At 61.3% G+C, this 13,685-nt stretch carries 13 protein-coding genes and 1 pseudogene; 3 read left to right on the forward strand and 11 right to left on the reverse strand.

All coding sequences use genetic code 11. The features are described 5' to 3' along the window. Positions 1–20: 20 nt before the first annotated feature. The 3 genes from AC3IX4_RS27945 to AC3IX4_RS27955 form a co-directional block, all read right to left on the reverse strand. Positions 21–653 carry a LysE family transporter gene (locus tag AC3IX4_RS27945; protein ID WP_489258524.1) on the reverse strand — a complete coding sequence of 211 codons (633 nt, stop codon included), beginning with the start codon at positions 651–653 and terminating at the stop codon, positions 21–23. A gap of 86 nt (positions 654–739) precedes the next feature. Further along, positions 740–1,327, reverse strand: coding sequence for a mechanosensitive ion channel domain-containing protein (locus AC3IX4_RS27950; RefSeq protein ID WP_489258525.1), 588 nt, complete (start codon positions 1,325–1,327; stop codon positions 740–742). Then, on the reverse strand, positions 1,327–3,237 hold the full coding sequence (locus AC3IX4_RS27955; protein ID WP_489258526.1) for an ATP-binding cassette domain-containing protein: 1,911 nt from the start codon (positions 3,235–3,237) through the stop codon (positions 1,327–1,329). Before AC3IX4_RS27955 ends, AC3IX4_RS27950 begins: the two co-directional genes overlap by 1 nt. Before the next feature lie 50 nt (positions 3,238–3,287). Here AC3IX4_RS27955 and AC3IX4_RS27960 point away from each other — a divergent pair, with 50 nt between their 5' ends. Next, complete coding sequence (locus tag AC3IX4_RS27960) at positions 3,288–3,785, forward strand: TIGR02444 family protein (protein WP_489258527.1); 498 nt, start codon at positions 3,288–3,290, stop codon at positions 3,783–3,785. Here the strand turns inward: AC3IX4_RS27960 and AC3IX4_RS27965 are convergent. Then, positions 3,761–4,819 carry an AlgP family protein gene (locus tag AC3IX4_RS27965; protein WP_489258528.1) on the reverse strand — a complete coding sequence of 353 codons (1,059 nt, stop codon included), beginning with the start codon at positions 4,817–4,819 and terminating at the stop codon, positions 3,761–3,763. The genes AC3IX4_RS27960 and AC3IX4_RS27965 overlap by 25 nt on opposite strands. Before the next feature lie 239 nt (positions 4,820–5,058). Here AC3IX4_RS27965 and AC3IX4_RS27970 point away from each other — a divergent pair, with 239 nt between their 5' ends. Further along, positions 5,059–5,724, forward strand: coding sequence for an FKBP-type peptidyl-prolyl cis-trans isomerase (locus AC3IX4_RS27970; protein WP_489258529.1), 666 nt, complete (start codon positions 5,059–5,061; stop codon positions 5,722–5,724). Positions 5,725–5,768: 44 nt separating this feature from the next. Here AC3IX4_RS27970 and rsd read toward each other — a convergent pair whose 3' ends face one another. From rsd to AC3IX4_RS28005, 7 genes and pseudogenes are all read right to left on the reverse strand, one after another. Then, the gene (rsd, locus tag AC3IX4_RS27975) at positions 5,769–6,248 is read right to left on the reverse strand and encodes a sigma D regulator (RefSeq protein WP_489258530.1); all 480 of its coding nucleotides are present in this window, start codon (positions 6,246–6,248) and stop codon (positions 5,769–5,771) included. Between the two features lie 393 nt (positions 6,249–6,641). After that, on the reverse strand, positions 6,642–7,883 hold the full coding sequence (locus AC3IX4_RS27980) for a heme biosynthesis protein HemY (protein WP_489258531.1): 1,242 nt from the start codon (positions 7,881–7,883) through the stop codon (positions 6,642–6,644). Beyond that, entirely contained in the window at positions 7,880–9,001 is a 1,122-nt protein-coding gene (locus AC3IX4_RS27985; protein WP_489258532.1) for a uroporphyrinogen-III C-methyltransferase, read from the reverse strand. Before AC3IX4_RS27985 ends, AC3IX4_RS27980 begins: the two co-directional genes overlap by 4 nt. A 32-nt stretch (positions 9,002–9,033) precedes the next feature. Next, positions 9,034–9,816, reverse strand: coding sequence for a uroporphyrinogen-III synthase (locus AC3IX4_RS27990; RefSeq protein WP_489258533.1), 783 nt, complete (start codon positions 9,814–9,816; stop codon positions 9,034–9,036). Further along, the gene (hemC, locus tag AC3IX4_RS27995; protein WP_489258534.1) at positions 9,813–10,754 is read right to left on the reverse strand and encodes a hydroxymethylbilane synthase; all 942 of its coding nucleotides are present in this window, start codon (positions 10,752–10,754) and stop codon (positions 9,813–9,815) included. Before hemC ends, AC3IX4_RS27990 begins: the two co-directional genes overlap by 4 nt. Positions 10,755–10,870: 116 nt before the next feature. Next, on the reverse strand, positions 10,871–11,617 hold the full coding sequence (locus AC3IX4_RS28000; protein WP_489258535.1) for a LytR/AlgR family response regulator transcription factor: 747 nt from the start codon (positions 11,615–11,617) through the stop codon (positions 10,871–10,873). Continuing rightward, positions 11,614–12,008, reverse strand: a pseudogene (locus tag AC3IX4_RS28005) (sensor histidine kinase); the annotation flags it as partial. The pseudogene AC3IX4_RS28005 and the gene AC3IX4_RS28000, both read right to left, overlap by 4 nt. 81 nt (positions 12,009–12,089) lie before the next feature. Between AC3IX4_RS28005 and argH the strand changes: the two are divergent. Next, positions 12,090–13,484, forward strand: a complete 1,395-nt coding sequence (argH, locus tag AC3IX4_RS28010; RefSeq protein ID WP_489258536.1) for an argininosuccinate lyase — start codon at positions 12,090–12,092, stop codon at positions 13,482–13,484. The last annotated feature ends 201 nt before the right edge of the window (positions 13,485–13,685 follow it).

Genomic DNA, 13,685 nt, shown 5'->3' on the forward strand with positions numbered 1-13,685 from the left:
TTTTTACAAACAGGCGCAAATCAGACCGGCGCGCGGCGGATAGTGGCCAGCAAAGTCGCAGCGCCCAGGAACAACCCAGCGAACGTGCGGTTCATGCGACGTTGCTGCTTGGGCGTGCGCAGCAGGCGCAATACCCGCGCTGCCAGCCCGGTATAACCGGCCATCACCAGCAAATCGACGGCCACCATGGTGGCCGCGATAGTGACGTATTGGGCCACCAGCGGCGCATGCGGATTGATGAATTGCGGCAGTACCGCCAGCATGAAAATCAGGGCCTTGGGGTTGCTGACGTTGACCAGAAACCCGCGGAGCACCAAGCTCATCGGCTTGCCAATAGGTCGAACCGCCGATTCATCGCTGATGTCAGCCGGTAGCGCACGCCACTGCTTGATCGCCAGGTAGACCAGGTACACCACGCCAAACCATTTGATGACCTGAAAGGCAGTGGCCGAGGCTGCCAGTATGGCGCCAACACCTGCGGCGATGATCGCAATCTGCAGCACCAGGCCCAACTGCAAGCCTAGGGCGTTCCAGTAACCGCGCCAGAAACCGTATTGAAGACCACAAGACATCGACGCAATGGCGCCGGCCCCTGGAGAAAGACTGATTACCCAACAAGCGGCAAAAAAAGCCAGCCACGTTTCCAGCGTCATCGCACACCTCTGCCCACACGTGAATCAAATGCCTAAGCTAGTGTGGGCGAGGAAAAATCACCACGATTTTTTGCTGCGCGGTCGTATTACTCGGCGCTGATCTTGTTTTCACTGACCAGCGGCAGGCCATCGGTGCCCCGCCAACGCCGTACCGACTTCTGGAAGAATTGGCTATTGGGCACCTGAACCAAGGCCCCACCGGCTTCCGGCAGCTCGATCAAGGTGGTGAACAGCAAGTTGATCGCCACCACCCGCCCCTTGACCCCAGGCTTGTCGAGGGTGTCCACCAGCTCGACGACATCACCCAGGCGAAACGGCCCGACCGTAAAGATCAGTACTGCGCACAAAAGGTTAGACAGCACGCTCCACATGGCGAAGAACGCCACCGCCGCCACCGCGACAAACCCCGACAGCGCCGTCCACAGCACAGTGGCAGACACGCCTAGGCGCTCCAGCACCGCAATCAGGGCACTGCCCATGATCAGCCAGCGCAACGCCCCTCGCAGCGGCATCAACAGCTCTTGAGGCAGCGGGTAGCGCTTGCCCAGCCGACCCATGCAGCGCGTCACCACCCGTTGAAGCACAAAAGCGATGATCAGGATCAACACGATCTGCAGGCCCAGCCAGAACGGTGTGATCCACTCCACCGGCAACATCTGCCTCAATGCCTCCATCAGGACAACGCCTCCAGCTCCGCCTGCATCGTCTCAAGCAGCTCAAGGGCTTCCATCCAGGATTCCTCCAGTGTCGCTTCAAGGCCTTTCAACTTGGCCTGACGGTCCAGCAAGTCGCGCAGTTCATCTTTGCGCGCGGCCTCATAGAGGGCGCTATCGCCCAGGCTGGCTTCGATTTTTGCCAGTTGCTCATGCACCGTGCCCAGCTCGCGCTCCAGCTTGTCGGATTCGCGCTTGTGCGGCGCCAGCTGTTGGCGCAAGGCAGCAGCGGCCTGGCGCTGGGCCTTTTTGTCGGTCTTGTCCGGGTTACCGGCAGAGGTACTGACCGGGGCATTGCGCTGGCGGAACTCGACCAGCCAGCGAGCGTAGTCTTCCAGGTCGCCGTCGAACTCTTGGACGCGGCCATCGGCAACCAACAGGAAGTTGTCGGTGGTGCTCTTGAGCAGGCTACGGTCGTGGGAAACCACCACCACGGCGCCACTGAACTCCTGCAGGGCCATGGTCAGCGCCAGGCGCATCTCTAGGTCCAGGTGGTTGGTCGGTTCATCGAGCAGCAACAGGTTTGGCCGCTCCCAGGCAATCAATGCCAGGGCCAGTCGAGCCTTTTCGCCACCGGAAAAATTCAGCACCGGCTCATCCAGGCGAGCGCCACGGAAATCGAAACCGCCGAGGAAGTCGCGCAGGGTTTGCTCGCGCTCGGTCGGTGCCAGGCGCTGAAGGTGCAGCAAGGGGCTTGCCTTGCTGTCCAGGGAGTCGAGCTGATGCTGGGCGAAGTAACCCACCACGGTGTTCTCACCACGCACCAGATGCCCGCTGAGGGGCGATAGCTCGCCGGCGAGGTTTTTGATCAGGGTCGATTTACCGGCACCGTTAGGCCCCAGCAAGCCAATCCGCGCGCCCGGCGCCAACTGCAACTTGACCTTCTGCAGAATGGTGGTTTCGCCATAGCCCAGGTTTGCCTCGGAAAGGTCGAGCAAGGGGCTGGAGATTTTTTGCGATTCACGGAAAGTGAAATCGAAGGGCGAATCGACGTGCGCCGCCGACAGCTCTTCCATCCGCTCAAGAGCCTTGATTCGGCTCTGGGCCTGGCGAGCCTTGGTGGCTTGCGCCTTGAAGCGTGCGATGTACTTTTCCATGTGCGCACGCTGGACTTGCTGCTTTTCGTACGCCTGTTGCTGTTGCGCCAGGCGCTCGGCACGGGCTCGTTCGAAAGCGCTGTAGCCGCCACGGTACAGGGTCAGCTTGCATTGCTCGACATGGGCGATGTGGTCGACCACGGCATCAAGGAAGTCACGGTCGTGGGAGATCAGCAGCAGCGTGCCGGGATAGCTCTTGAGCCACTCTTCAAGCCACAGGATAGCGTCGAGGTCCAGGTGGTTGGTCGGCTCATCGAGCAACAACAAATCCGAAGGACACATCAATGCCTGGGCCAGGTTAAGGCGCATCCGCCAGCCGCCGGAGAAGTCACCGACACGACGGTCCATCTGCTCGTTGGTAAATCCGAGACCCGCCAGCAATTTGCGCGCTCGTGCATCGGCGGTGTAGCCGTCGGCGCCGTCGAGCTCGATATGCAAGCGCGCCAATGCAGCGTTGTCGTGCGCCGCCTCGGCGGTGGCCAGCGCTTGCTGGACCTCACGCAGGCGGGCATCGCCGTCGAGCACATAGTCCACCGCCAGGCGCTCGAGGGTATCGACCTCCTGGCGCATGTGGGCAATGCGCCAATCGGCGGGCAGCTGACAATCCCCGGCATCGGGTGTCAGCTCGCCGCGCAGCATGGCGAACAGGCTGGATTTGCCGGCGCCATTGGCACCGATCAGGCCGGCTTTATGGCCGGCGTGCAGGGTCAGCTCGGCGTCTTCTAGCAGGCGCTGCGGACCACGCTGTAAAGTGAGGTTGGATATTCTGATCATAATGGCGGCGGAGTCTACCAGCTTCGTTGGCAACTGGCGCGAGTGGCACAATGAAGAGTGACCTGTGGAATTTTGCCCTGAACCTTTACGCCCAGCCGGACGTGGAGGCGACGTGCCTGGCCCTGCAAGAAGAAGGCGCCAATGTCTGTCTGCTGCTGTGTGCAGCCTGGCTGGAACATCGTGGCGTAGAGCCTTCCAGGCAACGGCTCGAACAGTTGCACGCCACCGCGCAGCCCTGGAGTGATGAGGTGGTCGAACCCTTGCGCCATCTTCGCCAGCAATGGCGCCAGGCAGCAGAACAAGATAGCGCCTTGGCGGCGTTACGCAGGGAAGTGAAGAAATTGGAGTTGGAGGCCGAGCATCAGTTGCTGACGCGCTTGCAAATGTTGACCACTGCCTGGCCTCCGGGAGGACCAGGGCATTGCGTAACCGGTTGGCTTGAGATGCTCACGCCCCCAGGCAAGACCAACGACCGCCATCGCCAGGCGCTGCAATCGCTACGCGTGGCAATGGCGGCGATGACTCAAGAGGCCGACGACGGGCTTTGAGTACCGATGTTGGTGATGGCTGCCGGCGCGGTTGCCGATGGCGTTGCGGCCGGGGCTGATGGAGCGACGCTGGCGGGCGCTGCGGTCGCGGCTGGCGTGGCAGGTTTTGCAGCTGCTGGTGCTGCAGGTTTTGCCGCGGCGGGTTTGGCGGCGGATTTTGGCTTGGCTGCAGGCTTGGTCGCTGCAGGTTTTGCAGCTGCAGGTTTGGCTGCTGGCTTGGCTGCTGCGGTTTTCGCAGCAGCAGGTTTGGCAGCTGGCTTGGCCGCAGGTTTGGCTGCCGACTTGGCCGCAGTAGTTTTCGCTGCTGGCTTGGCCGCTGCGGTTTTCGACGCTGCGCTTTTGGCTGCAGGTTTGGCGGCCGCAGGTTTTGCCGCAGGTTTGGCGGCTGCCGTTTTTGCGGCGGGCTTGGCGGCTGCTGGTTTGGCTGCAGCAGTTTTCGCTGCCACAGGTTTTTTGGCAGCAGGTTTTGCAGCTGCCGTTTTAGCGGCGGGCTTGGCTGCAACAGGTTTAGCGGCGGCTGTTTTAGCGGCAGGTTTGGCAGCGGTCTTGGCAGCTGCCGGTTTGGCCGCAGCCATCTTGGCGGCGGGCTTTGCAGCAGGTTTTGCCGCTACAGTCTTGGTCGCCGGCTTCGCTGCGCGCAGGCCCAGTGCCTTGTTCGCGGCCTCCTTCACACGGCCTACACCCTGGGCCAGCTTCAAGCTCTCTTGTGCATCCTTTTTTAGCTCTGCGATGTAGGCGCGAGTTTCCGATTGGCGCGCCTTCAATGCGTCGAGCAACTCTTCCAGCTCAGAAGCAACAGCCTTGGCCTTGGCTTGTGCCTTGGCTTTCCCAGCGGCCGCAGCATCTTGCAGTTTGATGCGGGACTTGTGCAGTTTTTCTTGAGCCTTGCCGCGTTGCTTTTCCAATTTGGCGAGCAGTTTTTCAGCATCGGCCAACGCCGTGGAGCAGGCGTTTTCAAGATGCTCGAGCAGGCTGCTAGAAAGCTGTTGGAGCAAGTGCAAGGGAGTGCTTACAGGCTTCTTATTGGCCGACATGGTTAACCTCCTGGCTGACGTGAGTGCGGCCCATGTTAGACCTCTGCCGCGCCCAGTGCCTAGGGCATGTTGAAGGTATTGAATGTGCCGAGTCGCAGCATCGCGCAATAACCATCCGCACTGCAACTGCGCACAAGTGTAGATCCACTGGCGACAGCTGTCGGCCCCGTCGAAATCCAGTCAACGCGCACCGCTACGACACTGGCATAATCGCGCCTGTCGAATTGGGGAGAGCATCCATGTCGCGCCACTTGCTGCTGTCGTTTTTCCTGCTGTTGCCGCAGGCGTATGCCGATGAAAAAGCAGCCACGCCAAGTTCTCGGGACTTGGCTTACAGCCTCGGTGCAAGCCTTGGCGAACGCCTTCGCCAAGAGGTCCCGGACCTGCAATTGATGGCCTTGATCGAAGGTCTTCAGGCGGCCTATCAGAACAAGCCATTGCGCCTGAGCGATGCACGCATCGGGCAGATCCTCAAGGATCATGAAGCCCAGGCCAATCAGTTGGCGGTTGATGCGCAAACTGAAAAAGCACTGAGTGAAGAACATCACTTCATGGCCAGCGAACGCGCGCATGCGGGTGTGCATGAATTGCCCAACGGCATCCTCATGACCGAGCTACGGGCAGGTCAGGGATCGCTGCCAAATGCAGATGGCCGAGTGCAAGTGCGTTATGTGGGCAAGCGTCCCGACGGCAGCATTTTTGACCAGAGTACTCAGCCGCAATGGTTCCGCCTGGACAGCGTCATCGACGGTTGGCAGACAGCCCTGATGCAGATGCCAGTGGGAGCAAAATGGAAGCTGGTGATTCCTTCCGCGCAAGCCTATGGCGCTGAAGGGGCGGGCGATCTGATCGCGCCGTTCACACCGTTGGTGTTCGAAATTGAATTACTGGGAGTCGCCGAGTGAGGCGAGGGGACGCGCTACGGTCAACCGAACCGTAGCGCCAAGGATCAGGCCAGCTCGTTAGCCTCTTCCTTGTGGGCGTTGTGCAGGACTTCGATCAGGTAGTTTTCCAGTTTGAAGCGCTCCTCAAGCAGCTCTTCCAACTTGCGCAGCTCGGTCGTAAACCGCTCGGAGCTCTTGCACTTACCCTCCGCGCATTCATCATTGAAGGCCAAGGCGTTTTCAGTGATTTCATCAATGCGTGGATAAATTTCTTCAGCCAGCCTCAAAGCATCCTTGTCATTGAAAGCCTTGGCTTCGTTGACCAACTGCTCGTAGACCTCGAAGTGCCAGGCCGACACGTAGTCGACGAGGATTTCACAGAAGCGTTGGTGCTTGGACTTGTCGGAGAACGTGAGGCCTTCCTTGCGCAGTGCCTGGAGTGCCTGGAGGGCCGTCACCAGATCTTTGCGCTCAGCCAGCCAGCGATCAATCAGCTTGTGAACTCCACCCCAACGTTCCTGAGCATTCTGACAACTTTCTAGCATGATCTTCTCTTCCCTTCTGGGTCATGCCGCTGACTAGCCGCTCCAGAAATTCCTGGAACAAGGGCTCACCAGCAAGTCGGCATTGAGTAGCCTGTTTTCATGAGTGCGTGGAGGGAGATTATGCCCCCACGCTGATGGCTTCAAGGTACTCAGACGACAAGTTTCATACAAGCGTTTAAACCCGACGGCGCCATGAACCGGCGTAGCCAGGCTTGCCGGAATGCCGGGCCACCGCGATGGCCTCACCGCGATATGCCAGGTACACCGCGGTGAGGCCATCGCGACCAAGGGCTAGGCGCCCCCGGCTAGGCGCCCCCGTCGCTCCTACATCCAAGGTAGGAGCCAGCCTTGGCTGCGATGGTCGCACCGCGAGCAAGTCGAAGCGCCGAACCGTCAGTTCGGGTGGGCGGCGTCGGGCAGGGGCAGCGCCAGCAGGCGTGCGTCTAGCATGCCAAGGCCTTCCTGGAACAGGTGATTGCTGCGTTCGGTGTCGCCTAGCCGCGCTAACAGGCGTGCAAGTTCGGCGCAGGCTTCCGGGTTACGCTCAAAACGCAGGCTGCTTTCCAGGTAATCCCGAGCTTTGCCCCACAGGCGATTCTGCAGACTCAGGCGGCCCAGCGTCAGCAGCAGGCTTGGGTCTTCAGGATGCTGCTTGAGCCAGCCTTCGGCCATTTGCAGTTGTCGCGCCGGGTCAGCGCCGCGAACCAGTCCATAGAGCCTGGCCAGATGGCTGTCGTAGCTACGCTTGAGGGCGGTGCGCAAGGCGTCTTCAGCCTTTGCTTCGGCGCCCAATTGACGCAATTGCTCAGCATAGGCCGCCACCAGCGCTGGCTCTTGGCGCTGTGCGGCCGTCAGCTGTTGCCAGGCGCGCTCCAGGGACTGTTGGCCGGCTTCGCTTTCGGTTTCACGCTGGGCTGCCAATGCCAGGTTTTCACCCCAGGCGCGACGCTCCAGCTCAGCCAGTTGTGACGCCGGCAGGGCCTTGTTCTTGCGCAACTCGGGCATCAGGCGGATCAGCGCCGGCCAGTCATTACGCTGCTGATGGGCCCGGTGCAACAGACGCAACACTTGAACGTTGTGCGGGTGACGCTCATGCATGGCCTGCAGGGTGACCAGGGCACCTTCGGTGTCCCCACGGTCCATTTGCAATTGCGCATGGCTCAGGGCGATTGCCAGCTCCGCGTGGGGTTGGCGATCCAGGGCTCGCTCCAGCAGGGCATCACATTCTTCAGTCTTGCCCTGCTCGTTTGCCGCACGGGCGGCACCCAGGTAGTACAGCAATGGCTGGCGCTCGGCTTCGGCGGCACGCTGCAAATGGCGTTGGGCACTGGCCCAGCGACCTTCAGCGAGGTCGAGCTGGCCCTGCTCGATTGCCAATTGCACGCGTCGGCTGCGATTGCGCCGCGACCAGGGATTGACCACGCCACCCGAGGTGGTCATGAGGCTGATCAGCACTCGCACCGCATACACCAGCAACCAGATCACCGCCAGCAGGGCCAGGGTGGCCCACAGGCTGGACTCGTAGCGGAAGCTGTCATAGGCAATCAACACGTAGCCTGAGTGCCTGGCGATGGCAATGCCAATCACCGCTGCCACGGCAATGGCGATGACCAGAAGGATATAGGCCTTCTTCATGGCTGCGCCTCCTCGCCCGCCGGGGCAGGAGTGTTTTCAGCTGGTAGGTGGCGACGCTCCAGGTAAGCCTGGACCGCGCTCAGACTTGAGGCCAGGTCCGGGGTCACCACTGAAACCGGTTGTTGCTTGAGCGCGTCAATGCGCTCAAGCATGACTTTGCTCTGGGCGTCATCGGGGTTGAAGTTGCCCAGCAGGACACTGCGTGCCTCATCCAGCGCCTGGACATAGACTTTTGCCTCACCATTGAGCGCCGCCCACTGGGCCTGCTCAAGCGTCAGATTCAGCGCCAGGCGTACCTGGTTCAAAGCCTGCCCCGCCAACAGTGGTTTTACATTTTTGTCCGCATTGAAATCGATGCGAATGTAATGGGAAATCTTCTCCCACCACTCGGACCAGCGACTAGCGCCATCACCCTCGGACGTCAGGCCAAACAGCGAGTCGCCCTTGTCCTTGTATTCCGGCGTCGTGGCGTTGAGCTGGACCACCTGTTCACGCAGGGCCGCCAATTGCAGGTAAAGGCCGGTGCGATCCGGTTGTTCGACGCTGTGCAGCGCCGCCATGCTCTTGGCCAACTGTTCACGGGCAGCGAACGAGCCGGGGTCATTCTGCTCGCGCAGGATTTCGTCGGCGCCCTGAACCAGCGCGCGAGCGCTGTCGATGTCCTGCAGCGCAGACAGGCGCAGGCTGGCAAGACGCAGCAGATGCTCGGCCTCGGCCAGGCGCCAGTCCTTGCGGCTGGCCCCCAGTACAGTTTCCAGACGCTGGTTCAATCGTTGCTGGTCGCCTTGCAGTTGTGCGACCAGACGACGGCGCTCTTCCAGTTCATCCGCCGCCGGCAGACGCGACAGGCTGGAGGTCAGTTGCTGTTCGCCCTGTTTGATGATCTGGGTCTGGGCGCTCAGGGCTTCCAGTTGACTGGACTGGGCCTGGTGACTCGCTTGCAGGTGACGCACCTGCCACACACCCCAGCCAGCAGCGGCAATACCCACCACGCCGACCAGCAGGGCAACCACCGCAAGCCCGTTGCCGCCTTTACGCGGAGCAGGGGCTGGCACAGCTTCAGTAGGCGCCTCGGGCGCGGTTGCAAGATCATCTTTGGGCAAGGCTGTTTCGCTCACGTATCCATCCTTTGCTTTACGACGCTTCACCCCTATGGGGCCACGTCTTGGAGGGCAGGTGCGGGCGTGTCCCGCAACGCTGCCAGCAGGGCCGCGGCACTGGCACCGCGACAATCCACAACATTCAGTGCGCCGGCCTGGCGCGCCATCTGGGCAACCCGAGGGCTTGGAACGAACAGCGGCAACTGCGCCAACCGGGGCCATTGGTTCGAGGCCAGGTGGAGCAGGTGTTCAAAACCCTGCCCACTGCTGACCACCAGCCCATTCAAGCGTTCCGCCTGGACGCGCTGCAACAGGGCCCCGGGAGGATATTCCGGCAGGCACCGCCGATACAATTCCAGATAGTCGACCCTAGCACCGCGCACGCGCAAGCGCTCTGCCAGCAGCTCGCGACCGCCCTGCCCGCGCAGGATCAGCACGCGCGCATCCGGCCGGTCGATGGCCTGTTCAAGGGCATTGAGGTGCAGCAAGGCTTCACTGTCATCGCCTTCGCTTGGGCAATGAACGGTGAGGCCATAGTCATCGAGAATCTGCGCGGTCGCCGCCCCCACCGTGAACCAGTCCTGCAGGGGCGGTTGCGGCCAATAGGTGTCGATCAACTCAAGCCCCAGGCGGGCGGCCGGCTTGCTGACACAAATGACCGCGCTGTAATGGGCAAGGCCCAGCACCTGGGTCACCATAGCCGCTTCGATCGGCAATGGCTCGATCGCAAGCATCGGCATGGCGCTGCTGAACACATTGGCGTCGCGCAGGTTATCGGCCAGGGCCTGGCATTCGTCCTGCGGCCGGGTCAGCAGCAGACGCCAGCCGTTCACGGATGGCCATCCTCGCCGTAAACCGCCTTGAGGATATCGCCTGCTCCCTGAGCCAGCAGGTCTTCGGCCACCTGGATGCCCAGCCCTTCGGCGTCGCTTCGCAGGCTGCGGCCTTCAGCGTGGAGTAGCACACCACCGTCGGGATCACCCACCAGGCCGCGCAGCCACACCTGATCGCCTTCCAGCACGGCATAACAGGCGATCGGCACCTGGCAGCCACCATTGAGGTGCTTGTTCATGGCCCGCTCAGCCGTCACACACACAGCGGTGTCGGCATGATGAAGCGGGGCAAGCAAGGTGTGGATATCACGGTCGGCACTGCGGCATTCAATGCCCACTGCGCCCTGTCCGCCGGCAGGCAAGCTGTCTTCGGCACTGATCGCACTACGGATGCGATCTTCGAAACCCAGGCGGATCAGGCCGGCAGCGGCCAGGATAATGGCGTCATACTCACCCGCATCGAGCTTGGCCAACCGGGTGTTGACGTTGCCACGCAAAAAGCGGATTTCCAGGTCTGGACGACGGGCCAGCAGTTGGGTCTGGCGGCGCAGGCTGGAGGTGCCCACGATCGCACCCAGGGGCAAGGCCTCAAGGCTTTCGTAGGTATTGGAGACAAAGGCATCACGCGGATCTTCGCGCTTGCAGATGCAATACAGCCCGAGGCCTTCGGGGAAATCCATCGGCACATCCTTCATCGAATGCACGGCGATGTCAGCCTCGTTCTCCAGCAGGGCTGTTTCCAGTTCCTTGACGAACAGGCCCTTACCGCCGATTTTCGACAACGGCGAGTCGAGTAGCTTGTCGCCACGACTGACCATCGGGACCAGGTTTACCCGTAGCCCAGGATGGGCTTGCTCCAAACGAGCCTTGACGTATTCGGCCTGCCAAAGGGCCAGGGCGCTTTTTCGGGTGGCAATGCGAATTTCGCGAGAAGACATGGATCAATCCGTACTCAATAGATTGGACGGATAATAACAGTTCAACCGAGGCTGCTCGCACTTCTGTATCAGTGAAGTGGGCCTACCCTGGCCCGTAGTCGCTCCCTCTTCCCGCCCTAAAGCTGCTGCATCATTTTGCGCACGCCCGCCACATGGCGCCGGCTGACGATCAGCGCGTCGCCATTGAGGCCTTTGAGGTAGAGCTGAAAGTGCCCAAGCGGCGTGCGCTGCAGGCGTTCGATACGATTGCGCGCCACCAGTGCATTGCGGTGGATGCGCACGAAGCGTTCGCCAAACTCGTCTTCCAGGGCCTTGAGCGGCTCATCGAGCAAGACTTCGCCGCTTTCATGGCGCAAGGTCACGTATTTATGGTCCGCAATGAAATAGACCACCTGATCCAGCGGGATCAGCTCAATGCCTTTGCGGGTGCGGGCGCTGATATGGCTGCGCGGGCCGCTGCCACTTTCGGCGGCCGGCCGGGTCAGGGCTGCCAGTTGCACACGGTTAGGGCGCTCGGCCTTTTTCAGGGCCTGGAGTAAGTCTTCAGCGCGGACAGGCTTGACCAGATAGCCCGCAGTACTGGCGTCGAACGCGTCCAAGGGGAAGTCATCCCCGGCAGTACAAAAGACCACTGCTGGCGGCGCTTCCCGTTCGCACAGGCGACCAGCCACCTGAAGCCCATCCAGGCCAGGCATGCGGATATCGAGCAGGACAATGTCCGGCTTGAGGCTGTCAATCAGGGCCAAGGCTTCCTCACCATTGGTGGCGCTGGGCTCCAGGACAGAGTATCCCTCGAGTTCGCTGACCAATCGGCTCATGCGCTCGCGGGCTAGGGGTTCGTCATCAACGATCAGGACATTCATATTGCGCTGGATTCCTGCGTGAGTCTCGCACATAGATAGCGTAGACAGGTGAAGTGACGACCGTCACGGCGATCCACGCTCAGACTCGCGTGAGGGCCAAAAAGTGCCGCACGTCGGGCGCCGATATTTCTCAGTGCCTGCTCAATACCGCTCAAAGCCTGTTGAATCAGGGCTTCATCGTAGGGATTGCTGACGCACAATATGAACACTCCCCTTTCATAGGGTCGGCTTTGACCGTGACCATTCCACCCTCGACACGAACGAGGATGCTTAACCAACAATGTTTGTAAGGTTAGCTGCGGATTCGCCACCCGATCAGGAATTGTGGAGAACCTCTGTGCAACTGTAGACGCTCGCCGCAACGATATTGCTCAATTGACAACAAATTCCGCCGACCACTGTGCTCCGACGGGTCTGGCAACCCTGTTATCATCTGCGCACTTTCCCGAAAACGCCTTCTACGAGCGATTCCATGAGCACTGACAAGACCAACCAGTCCTGGGGCGGCCGTTTCAGTGAACCTGTCGACGCCTTCGTCGCCCGCTTCACTGCCTCCGTCACCTTCGACCAGCGCCTGTACCGCCACGACATCATGGGCTCGATTGCCCACGCCACGATGCTGGCCAAGGTCGGCGTGCTGACCGATGCCGAGCGCGACACGATCATCGATGGCTTGACCACCCTCCAGGCAGAAATCGAAGCCGGCAACTTTGACTGGCGCGTCGACCTGGAAGACGTGCACATGAACATCGAAGCTCGCCTGACCGACCGTATCGGCATCACCGGCAAGAAGCTGCACACCGGCCGCAGCCGTAATGACCAAGTGGCAACCGATATCCGCCTGTGGCTGCGCGACGAGATCGACCTGATCCTGGCCGAGATCACCCGCCTGCAAAAGGGCCTGCTGGAGCAGGCCGCGCGTGAAGCCGAGACCATCATGCCGGGCTTCACCCACCTGCAGACCGCGCAACCGGTGACTTTCGGCCACCACCTGATGGCCTGGTTCGAAATGCTCAGCCGTGACTACGAGCGCCTGGTGGACTGCCGCAAGCGCACCAATCGCATGCCGTTGGGCAGCGCCGCACTGGCAGGCACCACCTACCCGATCGACCGCGAGCTGACCTGCCAGTTGCTGGGTTTCGAAGCCATCGGTGGCAACTCGCTGGACAGCGTTTCGGATCGCGACTTTGCCATCGAGTTCTGCGCAGCGGCGAGCGTTGCCATGATGCACCTGTCGCGCTTCTCCGAAGAGCTGGTGCTGTGGACCAGCGCCCAGTTCCAGTTCATCGACCTGCCAGACCGTTTCTGCACCGGCAGTTCGATCATGCCGCAAAAGAAAAACCCCGACGTGCCGGAGCTGGTACGTGGCAAGACCGGCCGCGTGTACGGTGCGCTGACCGCACTGCTGACCTTGATGAAAGGCCAGCCGCTGGCCTACAACAAGGACAACCAGGAAGACAAAGAACCCCTGTTCGACGCCGCCGACACCCTGCGCGACTCGCTGCGCGCGTTTGCCGACATGATCCCGGCCATCAAGCCACGCCACGCCGTGATGCGTGAAGCAGCCCTGCGCGGCTTCTCCACCGCTACCGACCTGGCCGATTACCTGGTTCGCCGCGGCCTGCCGTTCCGTGATTGCCACGAAATCGTCGGCCATGCCGTGAAATATGGCGTGGAATCGGGCAAAGACTTGGCCGAGATGAGCCTGGATGAACTGCGCCAGTTCAGCGACCAAATCGAGCAGGACGTGTTTGCAGTGCTGACCCTGGAAGGTTCGGTCAATGCCCGTAACCACATCGGCGGCACCGCCCCTGCCCAGGTCAAGGCCGCGGTAGCGCGCGGCGAGGCACTCCTAGCCGCCCGCTGACCTGGACGCGGTCTTCCTGATACACCGGTAGGAGCAGACCTTGGTCGCGATTGCATCACCGCGGTGTCCCCGGCATACCGCGGTGAGGCCATCGCAGCCAAGGCTGGCTCCTACCTTGGATGTAGGAGCAGAGCTTGCTCGCGATGGTATCTCCGCGGTGTCCCTGGCATATCGCGGTGAGGCCATCGCAGCCAAGGCTGG

It is taken from the genome of Pseudomonas sp. KH_021, from assembly GCF_057838865.1.

Bases quoted from the DNA above. Each gene is read 5' to 3' on its own strand.
- AC3IX4_RS27980 (WP_489258531.1), bottom strand. From the start codon at position 7,883: ATGAAGAAGGCCTATATCCTTCTGGTCATCGCCATTGCCGTGGCAGCG.
- AC3IX4_RS28000 (WP_489258535.1), bottom strand. From the start codon at position 11,617: ATGAATGTCCTGATCGTTGATGACGAACCCCTAGCCCGCGAGCGCATG.
- AC3IX4_RS27955 (WP_489258526.1), bottom strand. From the start codon at position 3,237: ATGATCAGAATATCCAACCTCACTTTACAGCGTGGTCCGCAGCGCCTG.
- AC3IX4_RS27965 (WP_489258528.1), bottom strand. From the start codon at position 4,819: ATGTCGGCCAATAAGAAGCCTGTAAGCACTCCCTTGCACTTGCTCCAA.
- AC3IX4_RS27960 (WP_489258527.1), top strand. From the start codon at position 3,288: ATGAAGAGTGACCTGTGGAATTTTGCCCTGAACCTTTACGCCCAGCCG.
- AC3IX4_RS27945 (WP_489258524.1), bottom strand. From the start codon at position 653: ATGACGCTGGAAACGTGGCTGGCTTTTTTTGCCGCTTGTTGGGTAATC.
- hemC (WP_489258534.1), bottom strand. From the start codon at position 10,754: ATGTCTTCTCGCGAAATTCGCATTGCCACCCGAAAAAGCGCCCTGGCC.
- AC3IX4_RS27970 (WP_489258529.1), top strand. From the start codon at position 5,059: ATGTCGCGCCACTTGCTGCTGTCGTTTTTCCTGCTGTTGCCGCAGGCG.
- AC3IX4_RS27950 (WP_489258525.1), bottom strand. From the start codon at position 1,327: ATGGAGGCATTGAGGCAGATGTTGCCGGTGGAGTGGATCACACCGTTC.
- argH (WP_489258536.1), top strand. From the start codon at position 12,090: ATGAGCACTGACAAGACCAACCAGTCCTGGGGCGGCCGTTTCAGTGAA.
- rsd (WP_489258530.1), bottom strand. From the start codon at position 6,248: ATGCTAGAAAGTTGTCAGAATGCTCAGGAACGTTGGGGTGGAGTTCAC.